General features: G+C 54.8%; 18 protein-coding genes, 1 tRNA gene and 1 other annotated feature. Of the genes, 1 reads left to right on the forward strand and 18 read right to left on the reverse strand.

The features are described from left to right. Window positions 1-35: 35 nt before the first annotated feature. The 16 genes from sigH to NFS35_RS18505 all read right to left on the reverse strand — a co-directional run bounded on the left by sigH (window position 36) and on the right by NFS35_RS18505 (window position 13,774). Complete coding sequence (gene sigH, locus NFS35_RS18430) at window positions 36-653, reverse strand: RNA polymerase sporulation sigma factor SigH (protein WP_251208575.1); 618 nt, start codon at window positions 651-653, stop codon at window positions 36-38. A gap of 15 nt (window positions 654-668) precedes the next feature. Further along, complete coding sequence (rlmB, locus tag NFS35_RS18435; RefSeq protein ID WP_251208576.1) at window positions 669-1,409, reverse strand: 23S rRNA (guanosine(2251)-2'-O)-methyltransferase RlmB; 741 nt, start codon at window positions 1,407-1,409, stop codon at window positions 669-671. Between the two features lie 36 nt (window positions 1,410-1,445). Then, a complete protein-coding gene (locus tag NFS35_RS18440) occupies window positions 1,446-1,994 on the reverse strand; it encodes a Mini-ribonuclease 3 (RefSeq protein WP_330640340.1) in 549 nt (182 codons plus the stop codon). Beyond that, window positions 1,979-3,400, reverse strand: coding sequence for a cysteine--tRNA ligase (gene cysS / locus NFS35_RS18445; protein ID WP_251208577.1), 1,422 nt, complete (start codon window positions 3,398-3,400; stop codon window positions 1,979-1,981). The genes NFS35_RS18440 and cysS overlap by 16 nt, the downstream gene beginning before the upstream one ends. Before the next feature lie 76 nt (window positions 3,401-3,476). Then, on the reverse strand, window positions 3,477-3,638 hold the full coding sequence (locus NFS35_RS18450; RefSeq protein ID WP_251208578.1) for a hypothetical protein: 162 nt from the start codon (window positions 3,636-3,638) through the stop codon (window positions 3,477-3,479). Then, the gene (locus NFS35_RS18455) at window positions 3,593-3,751 is read right to left on the reverse strand and encodes a hypothetical protein (protein ID WP_251208579.1); all 159 of its coding nucleotides are present in this window, start codon (window positions 3,749-3,751) and stop codon (window positions 3,593-3,595) included. The genes NFS35_RS18450 and NFS35_RS18455 overlap by 46 nt, the downstream gene beginning before the upstream one ends. A gap of 4 nt (window positions 3,752-3,755) precedes the next feature. Beyond that, a complete protein-coding gene (gene epsC / locus NFS35_RS18460) occupies window positions 3,756-4,433 on the reverse strand; it encodes a serine O-acetyltransferase EpsC (protein WP_251208580.1) in 678 nt (225 codons plus the stop codon). 158 nt (window positions 4,434-4,591) lie between these two features. Continuing rightward, window positions 4,592-4,855 (reverse strand) — a binding site (T-box leader). Window positions 4,856-4,967: 112 nt separating this feature from the next. Then, complete coding sequence (gene ispF / locus NFS35_RS18465; protein ID WP_251208581.1) at window positions 4,968-5,504, reverse strand: 2-C-methyl-D-erythritol 2,4-cyclodiphosphate synthase; 537 nt, start codon at window positions 5,502-5,504, stop codon at window positions 4,968-4,970. A gap of 6 nt (window positions 5,505-5,510) precedes the next feature. Further along, window positions 5,511-7,853: a DEAD/DEAH box helicase gene (locus NFS35_RS18470; RefSeq protein WP_251208582.1), complete on the reverse strand. Its 2,343-nt coding sequence runs from the start codon at window positions 7,851-7,853 to the stop codon at window positions 5,511-5,513. A gap of 42 nt (window positions 7,854-7,895) precedes the next feature. Beyond that, window positions 7,896-8,366: a GNAT family N-acetyltransferase gene (locus NFS35_RS18475; RefSeq protein ID WP_251208583.1), complete on the reverse strand. Its 471-nt coding sequence runs from the start codon at window positions 8,364-8,366 to the stop codon at window positions 7,896-7,898. Between the two features lie 164 nt (window positions 8,367-8,530). Then, a tRNA-Met gene (locus tag NFS35_RS18480) sits at window positions 8,531-8,604 on the reverse strand. 160 nt (window positions 8,605-8,764) lie between these two features. After that, window positions 8,765-9,514 (reverse strand): SDR family NAD(P)-dependent oxidoreductase, encoded by a 750-nt coding sequence (locus NFS35_RS18485; protein ID WP_251208584.1) that lies wholly within the window; start codon window positions 9,512-9,514, stop codon window positions 8,765-8,767. 77 nt (window positions 9,515-9,591) lie between these two features. After that, entirely contained in the window at window positions 9,592-10,569 is a 978-nt protein-coding gene (locus NFS35_RS18490) for a hypothetical protein (protein WP_251208585.1), read from the reverse strand. 440 nt (window positions 10,570-11,009) lie between these two features. Then, the gene (locus NFS35_RS18495) at window positions 11,010-12,674 is read right to left on the reverse strand and encodes a M56 family metallopeptidase (protein ID WP_251208586.1); all 1,665 of its coding nucleotides are present in this window, start codon (window positions 12,672-12,674) and stop codon (window positions 11,010-11,012) included. Then, entirely contained in the window at window positions 12,675-13,034 is a 360-nt protein-coding gene (locus NFS35_RS18500) for a BlaI/MecI/CopY family transcriptional regulator (protein WP_251208587.1), read from the reverse strand. A gap of 389 nt (window positions 13,035-13,423) precedes the next feature. Beyond that, entirely contained in the window at window positions 13,424-13,774 is a 351-nt protein-coding gene (locus NFS35_RS18505) for a DUF2200 domain-containing protein (protein ID WP_251208588.1), read from the reverse strand. 285 nt (window positions 13,775-14,059) lie between these two features. Between NFS35_RS18505 and NFS35_RS18515 the strand changes: the two genes are divergently transcribed. Beyond that, window positions 14,060-14,506 carry a hypothetical protein gene (locus NFS35_RS18515; RefSeq protein WP_251208589.1) on the forward strand — a complete coding sequence of 149 codons (447 nt, stop codon included), beginning with the start codon at window positions 14,060-14,062 and terminating at the stop codon, window positions 14,504-14,506. Window positions 14,507-14,663: 157 nt separating this feature from the next. Here the strand turns inward: NFS35_RS18515 and NFS35_RS18520 are convergent, their stop codons facing one another. Then, complete coding sequence (locus NFS35_RS18520; RefSeq protein ID WP_251208590.1) at window positions 14,664-15,245, reverse strand: ABC transporter ATP-binding protein; 582 nt, start codon at window positions 15,243-15,245, stop codon at window positions 14,664-14,666. A 21-nt stretch (window positions 15,246-15,266) separates the two neighbouring features. After that, window positions 15,267-16,235: a poly(ethylene terephthalate) hydrolase family protein gene (locus tag NFS35_RS18525; RefSeq protein WP_251208591.1), complete on the reverse strand. Its 969-nt coding sequence runs from the start codon at window positions 16,233-16,235 to the stop codon at window positions 15,267-15,269. Between the last annotated feature and the right edge of the window lie 34 nt (window positions 16,236-16,269).

The following is a 16,269-nucleotide window of genomic DNA, read 5'->3' on the forward strand; positions in this document are numbered from 1 at the left end:
CCGCACATGTCTTCCATGTACAGCCGTCCTCATTTTCACAGCATCTTCTTTATCTTGGCTTTCAGGCGCTGCAGCGCATTGTCCGTGGCTTTCTCGTCCCTGCCCAGCACCTTGGCGATCTGGGTGTAGCTCATGCCGGTGATGTAGAGATCCAGCACCTGATTCTCGAAATCGCTCAGTTCCTCCTCTATGGTCTTCTCCAGATAGGCCACCCGCTCCTTGTCCAGGAACAGTTCCTCCGGGTTCAGCTCCGGCCTGTCCGTCAGAAGCTCCGCCAGCCGCAGGCCGTCCCTGTCGTCCCCGGCAGTCTCCCCGTCCAGAGGCACATAGGTGTTCAGCGGAAAATGCTTTTTACGCTTGGCGGCCTGCACCGCCGTGTAAATCTGGCGGTTGACGCACAGTTCCGCAAAAGTGCTGAAGCTGGCGTCCCTTCCCATGTCATAGTCCCGCACAGCCTTGAACAGGCCTATCATGCCCTCCTGAATCAAGTCCTCGCTGTCCGCTCCTAAGATGAACATGGACTTTGCCTTGCTGCGCACCAGGTTCTTGTATTTGTCGCAGATATAGTCCATGACGGAAGTCTCCCCCCGCCGCAGGCGGTCAATCAATTCATCATCGCTGTATTGGCTGTAGCCATCAAACCACTCACCCATATCCGAAATTCCTCTTTATCCCCTTCTCTGGCGCAGGATTTCATAGGCCAGCACACCGGCCGCTACCGAGGCATTCAGGGAGTCGATTTTCCCTTTCATGGGAATGGCGGCCACCATATCGCATTTCTCTTTCACCAGCCTGCCGACGCCCTCGCCCTCGTTTCCTACCACCAGCCCGACGGGGCCTTTCATATCAACGTCGTACATGACCGTACCGCTCATGTCGGCACAGACGAACCATAATCCCTCTTTCTTCAGCTCCTCAATGGTCTTTGCCAGATTGGTGACCTTGGCTACAGGTGTGTAGTTCAGCGCCCCCGCGGAAGTCCTGGCCACCGTGGCCGTCAGTCCCGCCGCCCGGTTCTTCGGAATGATGATGCCGTGGGCGCCAGCCAGATTTGCCGTACGGATAATCGCGCCCAGATTGTGGGGATCCTCGATATTGTCCAGAAGGATGATAAAGGGCGGCTCCTGTTTCGCTTTCGCTGCCTGGAGAATATCCTGCACGGTGGCGTACTCATAGGCTGCCGCCATGGCGATGACCCCCTGATGCTTCCCTGTGGCGGACATCTGATCCAGGCGTTCTCTGGTCACATACCTGATGATGGTGTCCTGCTTTTTGGCCTCTTTCTTAATGGCCACAATCGGTCCGTCCTGGCAGCCGTCCTGCACATAGATTTTATCTATGGTCTTGCCCGAACGGAAAGCCTCCCTCACTGCGTTTCTTCCTTCTATCGTAAATTCTTCGTATCTCATATTTCCTCCTTCTCTATTGTCCCTTTTTTGGGATTTTCATATTTCCAATCCTGCCAGTTCGATGCCCTTTTTTACCAGATATAATGCCCGCTCCATATTGTCCGCCAGATAGAGATACCCTATCACCGCCTCGAAACCGGTGGCTTTCAGATAATCCGCCACGCTGGCGTTCTTGGCCGTGGTATGCGGTTTTGAGTTCTTTCCGCGACGGTAAACCGACTGTTCTTCTTCCGTAAAGCTGTCCATCAGGGTCTGTACAATCCTGGACTGGGCGCCCGCACTGACATACCGCACGGTAATCCGATGCAGATTGTTCACGGGACGGTTCGCCCGCGACACCACCACCGTGCGTATGATCAAATCATAGACCACGTCCCCGATATAGGCCAGCGTCAGGGGAGAATAGCTGCGGATATCCTGTTGTTTACCGGGAAAAACATCCTTGATTGCCGCAAGCAGACTTCCCCTGCCCGTGTTCTTTCCCGCTTCTTCCCATGCCTGACCGCACCTGTCTCCCGCATTCATTCCGAGACTGCCGTCTCTTCCATCCTCCGGCCTGTCTGGCGTCTTTATGCTTTCTTCCATTTCACGCCCTCACGAGTATCTTCCAGGATAATCCCTTTCTCCAGCAGTTCTGCCCTGATTTCATCTGCTCTGGCAAAATTCTTCTCTTTCTTGGCAGCCTTGCGCTCTTCGATCTTCTCTAAAATATAACTCTCCATCTCGGCGTCCACACCGCTGTCCGCCTCCTTTTCCGCATAAGCTGTGGTCAGATCCAGGGACAGCACCTTGTCGAAGTCCTCCGCCAGGGCATATTTCGTGGCATCCGACATCTCCTCCTTCAGCATGTCGTAAAGCACCGTCAGCGCCATGGAGGAATTCAAATCGTCGCACAGAGCCGCCTGGAACTTCTGCCTGTAAAGTTCCGCTTTCTCCCGGTCCGCTTCCCCTTCCTTCCCCAGCCCGCCGATGCGCTTCACCAGCTTCTCATAGGCCGCCCGGGCATTGTCCAGTGCGTCAAAGGAGAACTCCAGGGGCTTGCGGTAATGGGACTGGAGACAGAACAGCCGGTACACTTTCGGGTCATAGCCCCTGGACTTCAGCAGAGAAACCGTCAAAAACTCCCCCTTGGACTTGCTCATCTTCCCCGCCTTATCGTTCAGATGATGCACATGAACCCAGTAATTGCACCATTTATGCCCCAGATAGGCCTCGCTCTGGGCAATCTCGTTGGTGTGATGAGGGAAGATATTGTCCACGCCGCCGCAGTGGATGTCCATGTACTCGCCCAGATGCTTCATGGAGATGCAGGAGCACTCGATGTGCCAGCCGGGATACCCCAGCCCCCAGGGGCTCTCCCACTTCAGCTCCTGATCCTCGAACTTGGACTTGGTGAACCACAGCACGAAATCCGTCTTGTTCCGCTTGTTCCCATCCTCGTCCACGTCGTCCCGCACGCCCACCAGCAGCTCCTCCTCACTGTGGTTGGAGAGCACATAATACTCTTTCAGTTTGGAGGTGTCAAAGTAGATGTTCCCGCCGCTCTCATAGGCGTAGCCCTTCTCCATGAGCCCCTCTATCATGCGGATGAACTCAGAAATGCAGTTGGTGGCAGGCTCCACCACATCCGGTGTCTTGATGTTCAGGTCTGCGCAGTCGGCGAAAAAAGCATCCGTGTAGAACTTCGCAATCTCCATCACCGTCTTGTGCTCCCGCTTCGCGCCCTTGAGCATCTTGTCCTCGCCGGTGTCCGCGTCGCTGGACAGATGTCCCACGTCCGTGATGTTCATGACCCGCTTCACATCATAGCCGATATACCGTAAAGTTTTTTCCAGCAAATCCTCCATAATATAGCTTCTCAGGTTCCCGATATGGGCAAAATGGTACACCGTGGGGCCGCAGGTGTACATGCCTACCCTCCCCTCCTCATTGGGGATGAACTGCTCCACCTTTCTGGTGAGCGTGTTGTAGATTCTTAGCTTGTTCTCCATTTTTCTCCTCTCTGCCCCACCGGGCTATAGTGCTTATTTTCCTACCGTAAATCGATTCGTCTTTCTCTCCATACCCTCACAGCCGGAAACGCTCTTTGATTTCCAGCCTGTATCTTTCGTCATAGCTCTGTAGCCTGCGGAAAGAAGTTTCGATATCCTGCTTCGATGCCTTGCTGCGCAGCCTGTTCTCCGTCACGTTCCTTGCTTTGCGCACCTCTTCGGAAGCCGCCAGCTCCACATAGTAGTCGTCATATGGTTACGGAAAAGCCGTAAATCCGTTATCTTCATCAGTTCTCGGCCTACGGTCATCTTGCCCACGGCACTGTTGCCGATGATGAATACCAGCTTCATGTCTCTATTCCCTTCTGCTGCTCCCCGTCAGGGCTTTCATCTGCTGCTCCAGCTCCAGGATGCGGTTAATCATCTCCGAATTGGCATGCTGCAGATTCGCGATGTCCTCCTTGATCGGATCGGGCAGATCCGTCTGGTTCAAAGTCTCCTGGGGCAGCGCCTGATTGCCCCGCTTCACCACCCGCCCCGGCACGCCCACCACCGTGGAACAGGGGGGCACCTCGCTTAGGACCACGCTTCCCGCGCCTATCTTGGAATTGTCGCCGATAGTAAAGGAGCCCAGAACCTTCGCCCCCGCGCTGATCATCACATTGTTGCCGATGGTGGGATGGCGCTTGCCATGCTCCTTACCCGTACCTCCCAAAGTCACCCCCTGGTACAGGGTCACATTGTCCCCGATAATGGTCGTCTCTCCGATAATGACGCCATTTCCGTGGTCAATAAAGAACCCCTTCCCAATCTTCGCGCCGGGATGAATCTCAATCCCTGTCTTGCGCACCCCTCTCTGCGAAACCCACCTGGCCCAGAAATAATGCCCTTTCTCGTAAAGCCTGTGGGCAATCCGGTAATGTATCATCACCTTAAAGCTGGGATAAAGAAACACCTCCATGGAAGAGTGAATAGCCGGATCCCGCTCCCTGATAATGCGAATCTCTTCCGTAATATTCCTAATAATCCCCATACGATCCCCTTTCCAGAACCACCCCTTCAACACTACACCCCTACACAAAACCTGCACTTGCGAAACCCCGGGAGAATGCCTGCCCCTGGCATTCTTCCGCGTGGGATGGCCCATAAAGCGAACTTCTTCCCACGCTAAAACCGCGGACAGTCCCTCTCTTTAGAGACGGATAATCCGCGGTTCCACTCTACTTAAAGGCCCATGGGCCTTTCCCTCAATACGCCTAACGCGCGCCTGCGTGTCCGCCTACCATTCCTGCCCGCCTGCCCGCTCCTCCGAGGGGCTTCTGCGGTCAAGGCCTTTCAACGAACCTGCTCCCGGATGCACTTCCTTTTCCCCCGGCGAGGACTGCTTCCAGCACCTTTACAGTCCCTCTCTGACACCCTGTCCGGAAAAGTACTCTCTCCGTTCCCTGCATTTCACACTTATGATAAAATCAATGGCAATTCCCTACTAAACAGAATATGCAAAAAAACCGATTCTGTCAATCAATATTTTCATTCATTTGTCTGCATGCATTTTGTCCGCAACAGCTCAACCTTTGCGGCAGCCCGCACAGCCCCCGCACCCGCCCGCAATCTGCTGCGCCGTCAAGTCAAATGGACTCGTCAGCAGGCATACCGCCTGCGCAGCGATGCCCTGGCCTGCGCCGGTGAAACCCAGACCCTCTTCTGTGGTGGCTTTCACGCTGACGAATTCCGTCTCCAGCCCCAGCGCCTTTGCGATATTTTCCCGCATAGCGTCGATATGAGGGCGCATCTTCGGCGCCTGGGCTATGATGGTGGAGTCGATGTTCTCTATCACGAAGCCTTTTTCCTCCAGCAGCGCTCCTACCTTTTCCAACAGCGCTATGGAAGAAATCCCCTCATAGGCCGGGTCGCTGTCCGGGAAATGCTTTCCGATATCGCCCAGGGCCGCCGCCCCCAAAAGGGCGTCCATGACGGCATGGAGAAGCACATCTGCGTCCGAATGGCCAGCCAGCCCTTTCTCATACTCTATCTTCACACCGCCGATTATCAAATTCCTGTCCCGGACAAGCCTGTGGACATCATATCCTGTTCCGATTCTCATACTGCCCTATTTCCTTTTTTTCTTGGGGAAAGAGAACGCAAGCCCTTTCTCGCTGCCCTCCATCCTGATGTCACGCAGTCTGGAAGAACGGCTCTCCTCACGGTCGCGTTTTCTGCGGCTGTCGCGGTCGTCATCCCGCCTCCTGCGGCTCTCACGGCTGCTCTCCCGCTCGAACCTTCCATGAATTCCTCGGTCCTCTCCTCGGTCACGTTTTCTGCGGCTGTCGCGGCTCTCCTCGCGGTCGAATCTCCGGCGGCTCTCACGGTCGTCATCTCGGTCGCGCCTCCTGCGGCTCTCACGCTCTTCGTCACGGTCACGGCCGCGGCGCTCCTCGCGGTCTTCCTCCCTGCCGCGCCTCCTGCGGCTCTCACGCTCTTCGTCACGGTCACGGCTGCGGCGCTCCTCGCGGTCCTCATCCCGGTCGAATCTCCGGCGGCTCTCACGCTCTTCGTCACGGTCACGGCCACGGTCCTCATCCCGGTCGAATCTCCGGCGGCTCTCACGCTCTTCGTCACGGTCACGGCCGCGGCGCTCCTCACGGTCTTCCTCCCTGCCGCGCCTCCTGCGGCTCTCACGGTTCTCGTCCCTGTCGCGTCCGCGGCGCTCCTCATCCCGGCCGCGTCTCCTGCGGCCTCTTCTTCCGCGCTCTCCACGGCCGCCGCGGGACTCATAATCATCGGCCTCTATCTCCGGCCCGATATCACCGATATGATATTTCAACATCACGGCAGCAAGGTCTAAAGCATCACAGCCCTCTTCCTCCATCTTCCGCTCCACATAACTCTTCATCAAATCTATGTCGTCGCGTCCGTGAAGCTCCCAGGACTGGTTCAGATATTTCTCCGCTTTCGCCTTCATTACCTTGGAGGCGGCGGGAAGTTCCCTCTCCTCGATGGCAGTATGGCAGAAACGCTCTATCTGTTTTACACGGAAAAGCTCTCTTCCGCTGACAAAGGTGAACGACCGTCCCGTCTTGCCCGCACGGCCTGTCCTGCCGATACGGTGCACATAGTATTCGTTGTCCTGGGGCACATCGTAATTGATGACCACCTCCACATTGTCCACGTCGATGCCTCTCGCCGCCACATCCGTAGCAATCAGGATATTGGTGCTGCCGTTCCTGAAGTGGTTCATGGCTACATCCCTCTGGTGCTGGGACATGTCCCCATGAAGCCCCTCCGCACGGAAATCGGCTTTCTTCAGCATCTCCGAAACCTCGTCCACCTTGATTTTCGTATTACAGAAAATCAGGCAGAGCTTCGGCTGATAATATTCCAGCAGGCGGATGCAGGCGGCATCCTTGTCCTGGCTCTTTACCCTGTAATATCTCTGGGACACCAGCGGGATGGTCAGCTCTTTCGCGGCCACCCTCACCAGTCTCGCGTCTTTCTGGAACTGGTTGGCAATCTCCAGAATCGGCTGGGGCATAGTGGCGGAAAACAGGGCTGTCTGATGGGCATTGGGTATCTCGCCCAGTATCAGCTCCATATCTTCGCGGAATCCCATATCCAGCATCTCATCCGCCTCGTCCAGCACTACCATGTTCACATAGTCAAGCTTGATGGTGCGGCGGCGCATATGATCCATCACGCGTCCGGGCGTGCCCACCACGATCTGCACCTCTTTCAGGCCCCTGATCTGCTTGCTGATGTCCTGGCCGCCGTAAACAGGAAGCACCTTAATGCCGTGCATATATTTCGCTATATGGCGGATTTCCTCCGCTGCCTGCATGGCAAGCTCCCTGGTGGGGCAGAGGATAATCGTCTGAAGCTTCCTTAAATCCGGGTCAATCTTCTGCAGGGCAGGGATGGCAAAGGCTGCCGTCTTGCCGGTCCCCGTCTGGGCCTGTCCGATGATGTCCTCTCCGTCCAACAGGTAAGGAATCGCCTGTACCTGGATGGGGGTCAGCTTCTCGAAGCCCATCTCCCGTACCGCACGCACGATGCGGTCATCCAAAAGGGGCTCGATGGAAGCCAGACTGGACGAATCCACACCGTCCGCGTCCCCTTCGTCTGTCCGCGCATCCTTTTTCTTTTCGGAAACATCATCTGTATGCTCCGCTGCCTGTTCCTGTGTCATGTCTTCTGTATCGAGCTCTTCGTACTCATCTGAGCTTTCCGTCTCCTCCGACGTCTCTTCCGCGTCAGAGTCTTCGCCCTCATCCCATTCTTCCGTGGTTTCCTGTAGTTCTTCCGTCTCGTTCCACTCTGTCGTTCCGTTCATATCTGTTCCCTCGCTCTGCTTAGCTCTCTCCGCGGCCTTTTCCGTTTCTGCTGCCGCATTCTGCTCTGCCATCTGATCCTGCTCCGCTGCCATATCCTCTGCCAGCGCTTCGTTCCATTCGTTCATCCTGAATTACCTAAACTTCCCTTCTTTAAAAATGTGTGCCGCCTACAGTATCTTTTCCATTCCAGTCTTCTGGGGCAGCAGCCCGCAGCTTTCATAGAATCTCTTCGCGCCCTGATTGCATTCCCATACATTCAGGGTCAGGTTATAGCAGCCCTCTCTTCTGGCAAACTCCAGCACATACTCATACAGGTCCCTGCCTATATGCTTCCCTCTGGAAGACTCGTCCACACACAAATCGTCGATATACAGTGTCCTGATATCCGTCAATATGTTGTCGTTTAAATGCTGTTTAAATACGCAGAATGCGTAGCCCACAACGTTGCCGTCGGCATCTACCGCAACGAACACAGGCTTTGTGTCATCGCATAAAATAGCCAGAAGCTCCTCGTCCGTGTACTTTTTCGTGTCGCTCTTGAACAGATCCGGCCTCCCGTCATGATGCACCGCCAGGACCTGGCCCAGCAGTCTGCCTATTCCTATCAGATCCCTTTCTTCCCCACGCCTGATAACCATATTTTTCCCTCCGGAAGAGCATCTTATCACATCTGCAACCCAAAAATCTCCAGACCTTTTTGTCTGGACAAACAAAATCCTGAAAACCGCAGAGGTCTTCAGGGTCCGGCTGACATAACTTAAAAAGAATGCCGAAAAATCATATTTCTCAGCATTCTTTCTAGTAGCGAGAGGGGGATTTGAACCCTCGACACTGCGGGTATGAACCGCATGCTCTAGCCAACTGAGCTATCTCGCCATATAAAAAAACTTGTCTGCACAACCGACTTTGTTAGTATACAATGAGAATCTCTTTTTGTCAACAAATTTTTTTCAAAAATTTATATTTTTTCAAAAACATATTTCAGGACGGCCAGACGCGATCCTCTGCCCGGCCGTCCATGAAGTCCGTCATGCCGTCAGGTCCTGGCAGCTCCGTCCACGGACAGGATGACCCCTGTCACATAGCTCGCCATATCGCTGGCAAGGTAAAGGAATGCGTTGGCCACGTCCTCCGGCTCTCCCACACGTCCCAAGGGAATGCCCGCGATAATGGGCTTGATGACCTCTTCAGGCAGCACCGCCACCATGTCGGTCCTGGTGACGCCGGGCGCCACTGCGTTCACGCGGATATTGTCCTTGCCCAGCTCTCTGGCCAGGGACTTGGTCAGTCCGTTCACGGCGAACTTGGACGCGGGATAAGCCACGCCTGATGGCTGTCCGTAGATGCTGACCATGGAGCTGGTATTCAGAATGACGCCGCCTCCCTGCTCCTTCATCACCTTGGCCGCAGCCTGGGCGCAGTTGAACACGGCATTTACATTCAGCGCCATAGTCTTCGCGAAATCTTCCGGCTTATAGTCGTAGATGCTGTCCCTGGCGGAGACGCCCGCATTGTTGACCATGATATCGAGACTGCCGAAAGTCTCTTTCACTGTGGCCACTGCCTTTTCGATTTCAGCAGAATTCTGCAGGTCGGGGCATAATCCGATTACTTTGTACTCCGGATTCTCCGCTCTGAGCTTATCCAAAGCCTTGTCCACAGTCTCCTGCCTGGAACCGCACAGGGCCACGCTTGCCCCATTGTCCAGATACAGCTTTACGATTGCATAGCCGATGCCTCTTGTGCCGCCGGTGACCATGGCGGTCTTGCCTTTTAATAATTCCATGTTCCGTTCCTCCTGTTTTATGTTCCGCATGGATGCTATTCCTTAATATAATCAAGTTCTGTCAGATTAATACCTGCTCAGCCTACAGCCACATGCTTTCTGAGAAAAGCAGCGGCCATATTCCTATCATCATTATAGCAATCAATTCCCAAAGTGTAAAGCCTTACTTCCGGTTCCCGTCCCACAAATCTATCATCTGCCTGGCGAAGTTCAGCTCCTTTCCTGTCCATCCGTAGAGGATGCAGGTGCGGTAGGCGTACTCCGGGATGCAGACATCGTTGTACCCGGCGGTCTGGATGGAAAATACGTTTACGTGGGAGTTCACTTTGCGGCGATATTCCAGAATCAGGTCGAAGACGTTTATGTAGCTTGACGGCACCTGTGGCCATAAATTCGTCGATCAGGGCGGAATGGGCATGGGTGATGCGGACGGCGTCCCTCAGGCCAATCTCCGCGTTCTTATATTTTGCGGCCTCATAGGGCTCCAGGCGCTCCAGCTTTGCCGCTATGGAGCGCTTCAGGAGGCTGGGCATATTCTGTTTTCCATGGTTGCTGTAGAGGAAATAGGCCAACTGGGACAGGGCATCGTCCCCCCGGCTCATGACCCGGCGCTCCAGCTCCCCGAACAGGCCGGGGTGGATCCGGGTGAATTCCTGCCGCCCGGGGTGCAGCGCCGCCCTGACCATGATGACCTGGGGATTCAGGCGCATGGAGAAATCCGCCCGCAATGTGGCGGCCCAGCGCAGCGTCCCCTCGAAGTCCGCCTCCAGGGCCTCGTCTATGGCGCTCTCCATGATTTCCGTGGTGGTGCGGCCCTCCCAGGCGCTGCCGAAGAGCAGGTGGCCCTCCAGGAGCGCGCAGCATCTGTATTTTCCGTCCCGGAGGCCTCCGCCCAGTCCGCCCTCCCGGTAATAGGAGGGTTCCCCGAAGATGGAGGAAGCCGTAATCATCTTCAGGGTGTCCAGCGGGCCCACCCTGTAGGATTCTCCTCCCATGAAATTTTCCACTGTCCCGTTTTTTCCGGCAGAATCAAGGACATCTCGAAAGCGGCTCATTTTCTTTTTTGACCTCCTGTTCCGGTTTTTCGTCAGATTTCCTGTCCGGGAGCAAAACAGCTCTCTCTTTGGAAATAAGTTCCGTATTCTCTGTTGGATTGCCTGATTTCATACCGCTCTCCTTTTCATGCTGGAAAAAGCCCCGAGAAAGGACGGAGACGGTGTGTCGTGCTCTACCATTGAGCTACCGCCGGTCTCCCGGCAGATGGGATTCGAACCCATAACACCGCGATCTGAAGTCGAAGTAACCGTCTCCTGCGCATCGGGGCTGTGTCTGCTGTTATATGTTTTGGGTATAGTGGGATACATATTTTTTATCGGCCGGAACCGGGGATTTGTCAACTCTCCTCCCTGTACCTTTTTGCCGTATTTCTGCCGCAATCCTTCCGCATTTCCGGTCTGTCACTGCTCCCCGGCGCTCCCTGTCCGGCACTGTCTTGTCAATAGCGGGAGTCATGCCTCTCCAGCTCTTTGGTGCGCCTGTCGTATTCATCGTCTCCCGCATGCCAGGCGTCGACGGCGGTAATCTCTCCCAGGCGGTTCCTCCGGACAGCAATGTCTACACCTCCGTCTTCCCTGGACTGATAGGAGCCCAGCATCTCGTCCCGGTAGATGCGCACCTGCTCCCCCTGGTAGCGCAGGAAGCCATTGTCCAGGCATTCGATTCCCCATTCGGCGTATTGGGCGTCCACTGTCTCCGCATCCAGGCACAGGCTCACCGACACGTCAAAGGCGCTCCGCTCCACGCCGAATTCCCGGGCCAGCGCCGCCTGGACCGCCTCCCGGATGATGTCCGGGTCCTGGGAGGCATCCGCGTCCAGCACGGAGAACACTGCGTCCTCCGCCCGCTTCTGGGGACGCTGCCCCAGGGCGATGTCCCGGGTGATTTCCACCTTCACGCCCCATCTGGAGCCTGAGCTGGCGCAGTAGCTGGTCAAGGCATGGGAAAAAGGGGCCTGCCCCCCGGTGGCAGAGGCAACCGTGCCCCCCGCCAGCAGCAATACGGAAAGCAGCAATGCAAAGGCCGAGGCTTTCCGGAACGCCAGAATCCCCTTCACCCGCCTCTCTACCTCGGTTTTGGAGAAAGCGCTGTACAGCAGGGAGCTGCGGCTGGCGCTGACGGCCATGGCCAGCAGACTGTAGGCATAGCTCTTGCGCTGGTCTGTGTCATATTTTTTCAGCACGGCGGCGTCGCAGGCGGCCTCCAGGTCGGAAGCCAGGCATTTCGCCATCAGCCACACCAGGGGATTGTACCAGTGCAGCACGACGGCCGCCAGCATGACGGCTTTCACCCAGTTGTCCCTGCGCCTGATATGCATGGCCTCATGGGCAAGCACATGGCGCAGCAGCACGGCATTTCCAAAGTCCATCCGGGTGGGCAGGCAGATGCGGGGGCCGATCAGCCCGCAGGCCAGCGGGGAGGCGATCTCGTCATTGGTGAACACCAGCACATGGCCCATCCCCATGTCCCGCAGCAGCCCGTTCACAGTCTCATTGCGCTCCATCAGCAGGCCGCCTTTCAGTCTCTTCGCGTAGGTGATTTTCTGCCATGCCAGGATTCCCGCCACAGCGGCCAGACCCAGCAGGTACAGCGCAGGCAGGGCATTTCTCAGGGAATCGCTTCCCAGGGAATTGTTTCCCGGGAAAAAACTTCGCGGCAGGAAGGAAGTGCCGGTATCCATGACGTAGCCGGAAGATCCTTCCATTACCCCCTCCTCTGCCACTGCTGTGTCGTTATCCGTGCCTGGGATGTCAGGACTCTCCGAAGCCCAGGCGCGCGCTGTCCCATCGCCTCCTGTCGCTTCGGACCCTGCAGTGCCGGACTGCGTCTGTGGCAAATCCTCTGCAACCCATGTCGTCTCATCTTCATGTATCGCCACAGATTCTGACAGCCCCGTCAGCCCGGCAGGCACCGGCAGGCTTAAGGGGCTGCTTAAGGAAAAGGGCACCAGCAGACGCAGCAGCACCACGCCCCAGAGCGCGGGGAACACGAACTTTGGCAACTTATTTTTGAGCAGCGCCCGCAGCAGCAGAACCGCCGCGATCATGACGCTCCCGTAAAATGCCATCAGGTAAAACGGCATATTCATCCTGAAATGTAACATTTATTTCGCCTCCTCTATCATGCGGGCAAGCCGGAGGGCCTCCGCCTCCGAAATCCCCTGGTTCTTCAGAAATGATGAAAAGAACAGCTCGCTGGAGCCGCCGAACATCTTGTCGATGAGCTGTTCTGTCTCGCTTTTCGCCACCTCTTCCCTGGTGACCAGGGGCGTGCACAGGAAGCCGGGCTCGCTGCGCTGGATGGCGCCTTTTTCCATGCATTTCTTGATGACGGTGTAGGTGGTATTCTTGTTCCAGCCGATGCGGCCCGCCAGTATGTCTACGATGTCCTTGGCCAGGGTAGGCCCCTGTTCCCACAGAACCTCCATGACCTTCAGTTCCGAATCAAATAGCTTTCCGTCCATGGAACCTCCTTTTTGGTGAGTTGTGTTTTTGGTGTTCTGAATTTTGGTGTTCTGAAAATACAAAAGGGACTATTGCAATAGTCTGAGCTCGTTTATAGACTATCACAATAGTCCAGTGTTGTCAACTGGGCTTTGGGAAATATTTTTTTCTATTTTTGTCGCACATGTCCATCGGCTCACTCTACCCCCAGGGCTTTATAAGCCGCCCCCTCCGCACTCTGATACGGAATCAGCTGAAAAGAGCTCATCAGCTCCGGCGGCACTGTGGCAAAATCGATAAACGATGTGCCGGCATTCTACACATTCAGACATCTCATCCCTGCGATTCCGGCTTCGGATAATTACCTCTAAATACGATGATGTATAATATCCCCCTCTCCCGGAAACCATCACCTGCGCAGAATCTTCTCCAGCGCCTTCCCTCTGGCAAGCTCGTCCACCAGCTTGTCCAGATAGCGGATTTCCTGCATCAGGGGCTCTTCGATATCCTCCACGCGGACTCCGCAGACCACGCCTTTTATCAGTCTGCGCTCCGGATTCAATGCCGGGGCCTGTAAAAAGAAGTCTCCGTAGGTGATATCGCTTTCCATAAGTTCCGCCAACCTGTCCTTGCTGTACCCGGTCAACCAGCCGATGACTTCATCCACCTCCGCTCTGGTGCGCCCTTTCCGCTCCGCCTTTGCAATCAGCATGGGGTACAGTTTCCCAAAGGCCATGCCATATATCTTTTCGTTTTTCATCCTCTGCCTCCTCGCAAAAATCTCAGTTTCGTGCCGGTTTCCTGGCCAGCTCCAGATCCATTGTGTAGTATACTGTCATGATGCCCGCCTATGAGCAGATCAAAGTCCAAATCAAAGCCCAGATCCTGAACGGTGAGCTGGCCCCCAATCAGCCCCTGACCTCCATGCGGCTGCTGGCAGGCCTTCCTGCTGTTCTCCTTCTCCCTGAATCCTCTCGCCGTGGAGGAAAAGGGGGATAAAAAATACGGAGAGGCCTATATTGTCGGCAGCTATGGGATGAATATCATGACATGGAACGATTTGGACTTTTATATAGATAAGTCCAGTCTGAATGGGGCAAATTACTATGGCCTAGCGTCAGAGATCCTCAAAAAATTTGTGCCAGGCCATTTTGACGGAGCGTTCCATATGGAAAATGAATCGGCATTTTTAGGATTTGAAACAAGCATATCGGGCGACCGCTGGAATGTAGATATCTGGTGGAAAAGCCAGACTGAAATCAACGATTCCATTGCATACGCCAATGATATCGCCCGGCTCACGGGCGAAAACCCGACGCTGAAAAATGCCGTCATCACCATAAAACAGGATTTAATAAGCCGGAGGCTTTATGGATTCGATAAAGGGAAAAAGCATTGTCACAGCAAGGAAATATACGATGCGGTTTTTCATGAGGGAATCCTTTCTACAGAGCGGTTTTTAGCATATGCTGAATCATTCCAAAAGTCCTAGATGCTATCTCGATAATGCAGCAGCCCACGGAGGCGGCAATCCCATCCGGCTCACGGCCAGAGGAATTTCGTGCAGAAGGAATTGCCGGGGAAGCCTGAATCTTCAATAGGGTTCCTCGCCGGCTCCAAATCCATGGTATGGTACACTGTCATGTGTTTTACAGTTTATAGTAATACTGCTCGCCCCCGTCCGTCCTCACGGCTCCCACGGCCACGCCATAGAGTCTCTCCGCCACATTTTCCTCCAGCATCTCCTCCGGCGTGCCGCTCCAGGAGATCCTCCCCTCTGCCACAGCAGCGATCCGGTGGGAAATCTTCAGGGCCAGCAGGATGTCGTGGAGCACCAGGACGATTGTCTTGCCCTCCCCGGACAGCCGCCGGACGATTCCCGCGAACTTCATCTGCTGCCCGATGTCCAGGTAGGTGGTAGGCTCGTCCATGACGATGGCAGGAGCCTCCTGAGCCAAGGCCATGGCAAGGTACACCTTCTGCCGCATGCCGCCGGACAGCCGGGACATCTGCATCCCGGCCAGCTCCTCTATGCCCATCTGTCTCATGGCCTCCCTGGCTATCTGAAAATCCGACTCCCTGTATCTCCTGGGATAGTTCAGATAGGGGAACCGCCCATGGAGGACCATGCGGTCCGCGGAGATGTCAGGCACGTTCTTTCCCTGGGGGAGATAGGCGATGCTTCTGGCCAGCTCTGCCCGGGACAAATTTTCTTGGAACAGATTACCCATTGGGTTTGCATAGTCTGATCCTTACTTATTCTTCTCGATATCCTGCCAGTTGGCGTTGTTTAGGATTTCCGCGTTTTCGCCTATAAGCGCTTTGCCGGCGTCTTCATCTCCCCGCAACTGGTATAGCATCCACGCCGTCATATATCCGTCGGTCTTCATCTGCATTTCCTCATGCTCCGCTCCTGCGACTCTTGCACGAAGCTTACATACATTGTCCGGCATCGCATTATAATTCTCGACCAAAGAGGAAAGCGGAGCAACGCCAAGCCACTCTTTCGCTACGTCCGTCGCACCGGTATCATCAGAATTTCCGGCAGCAGCAGTCATAAACCACGGAATCGACACTTTGGAAGCGTCATATCCGCCCCACATCTGTGCAAGGTAGGAATGCGCTGCGCTGCCTGTAAAAATGGTTTTGTACAGACCGCTGTTTTCATATTCGGTTACCGCTCTGAGCGCACCCGCACCGCCTTGTGAATATCCGGCAATTCCGATATTTTGGGTATCGATTTTGGCATAAAACAGGCTGTTGGAATTTTGATTCTGCCCCAGCATGTAATCCAACGTTCGTGAGGTGGATGTCCCTGTTCCCGACTGTCTGTCGTCATTGCCGACAACAATAAATCCCCATGAAGCAAGTCTTTCAAAATAGGGTCCGTAGTTTAATGCTGCTGTATTGCTGCCGTTCACGACAACTATCATCGGATAATCATCTTGACTATGCTTCATTTCAGATGGATACCAAATACGGATATTCCCTATCGTCTTATCTTCGGATTGGACTACCTCGCGGGATACTTCATAACCGCCAAGGCCCGCATACTTTTTCTCTAATTCCGAATCAGACCAAAACTGCGTGTAGTAATCATTCTCCAGCCAGGGCTTTTGGGAATCAATGTAGTTTTTGGTCAGCAGGAATCCCGCTGCAAGTACGATTAAAATGACAATCGCTAAAATCACAAGCCCCACTATTTTCATGACTTTTCTCATAGATAAATCTCCTTCCGCTTGACAGAATAATCTG

This window comes from Acetatifactor aquisgranensis (assembly GCF_943193215.1).
Taxonomy (GTDB): Bacteria; Bacillota; Clostridia; order Lachnospirales; family Lachnospiraceae; genus Acetatifactor; species Acetatifactor aquisgranensis.

What these genes read in the sequence shown, in the direction of transcription:
- sigH (WP_251208575.1), bottom strand. Translation starts at nt 653, where the DNA reads ATGGGTGAGTGGTTTGATGGCTACAGCCAATACAGCGATGATGAATTG.
- rlmB (WP_251208576.1), bottom strand. Translation starts at nt 1,409, where the DNA reads ATGAGATACGAAGAATTTACGATAGAAGGAAGAAACGCAGTGAGGGAG.
- NFS35_RS18440 (WP_330640340.1), bottom strand. Translation starts at nt 1,994, where the DNA reads ATGGAAGAAAGCATAAAGACGCCAGACAGGCCGGAGGATGGAAGAGAC.
- cysS (WP_251208577.1), bottom strand. Translation starts at nt 3,400, where the DNA reads ATGGAGAACAAGCTAAGAATCTACAACACGCTCACCAGAAAGGTGGAG.
- NFS35_RS18455 (WP_251208579.1), bottom strand. Translation starts at nt 3,751, where the DNA reads ATGAAGCTGGTATTCATCATCGGCAACAGTGCCGTGGGCAAGATGACC.
- epsC (WP_251208580.1), bottom strand. Translation starts at nt 4,433, where the DNA reads ATGGGGATTATTAGGAATATTACGGAAGAGATTCGCATTATCAGGGAG.
- ispF (WP_251208581.1), bottom strand. Translation starts at nt 5,504, where the DNA reads ATGAGAATCGGAACAGGATATGATGTCCACAGGCTTGTCCGGGACAGG.
- NFS35_RS18470 (WP_251208582.1), bottom strand. Translation starts at nt 7,853, where the DNA reads ATGAACGAATGGAACGAAGCGCTGGCAGAGGATATGGCAGCGGAGCAG.
- NFS35_RS18475 (WP_251208583.1), bottom strand. Translation starts at nt 8,366, where the DNA reads ATGGTTATCAGGCGTGGGGAAGAAAGGGATCTGATAGGAATAGGCAGA.
- NFS35_RS18485 (WP_251208584.1), bottom strand. Translation starts at nt 9,514, where the DNA reads ATGGAATTATTAAAAGGCAAGACCGCCATGGTCACCGGCGGCACAAGA.
- NFS35_RS18490 (WP_251208585.1), bottom strand. Translation starts at nt 10,569, where the DNA reads ATGAGCCGCTTTCGAGATGTCCTTGATTCTGCCGGAAAAAACGGGACA.
- NFS35_RS18495 (WP_251208586.1), bottom strand. Translation starts at nt 12,674, where the DNA reads ATGTTACATTTCAGGATGAATATGCCGTTTTACCTGATGGCATTTTAC.
- NFS35_RS18500 (WP_251208587.1), bottom strand. Translation starts at nt 13,034, where the DNA reads ATGGACGGAAAGCTATTTGATTCGGAACTGAAGGTCATGGAGGTTCTG.
- NFS35_RS18505 (WP_251208588.1), bottom strand. Translation starts at nt 13,774, where the DNA reads ATGAAAAACGAAAAGATATATGGCATGGCCTTTGGGAAACTGTACCCC.
- NFS35_RS18515 (WP_251208589.1), top strand. Translation starts at nt 14,060, where the DNA reads ATGACATGGAACGATTTGGACTTTTATATAGATAAGTCCAGTCTGAAT.
- NFS35_RS18520 (WP_251208590.1), bottom strand. Translation starts at nt 15,245, where the DNA reads ATGGGTAATCTGTTCCAAGAAAATTTGTCCCGGGCAGAGCTGGCCAGA.
- NFS35_RS18525 (WP_251208591.1), bottom strand. Translation starts at nt 16,235, where the DNA reads ATGAGAAAAGTCATGAAAATAGTGGGGCTTGTGATTTTAGCGATTGTC.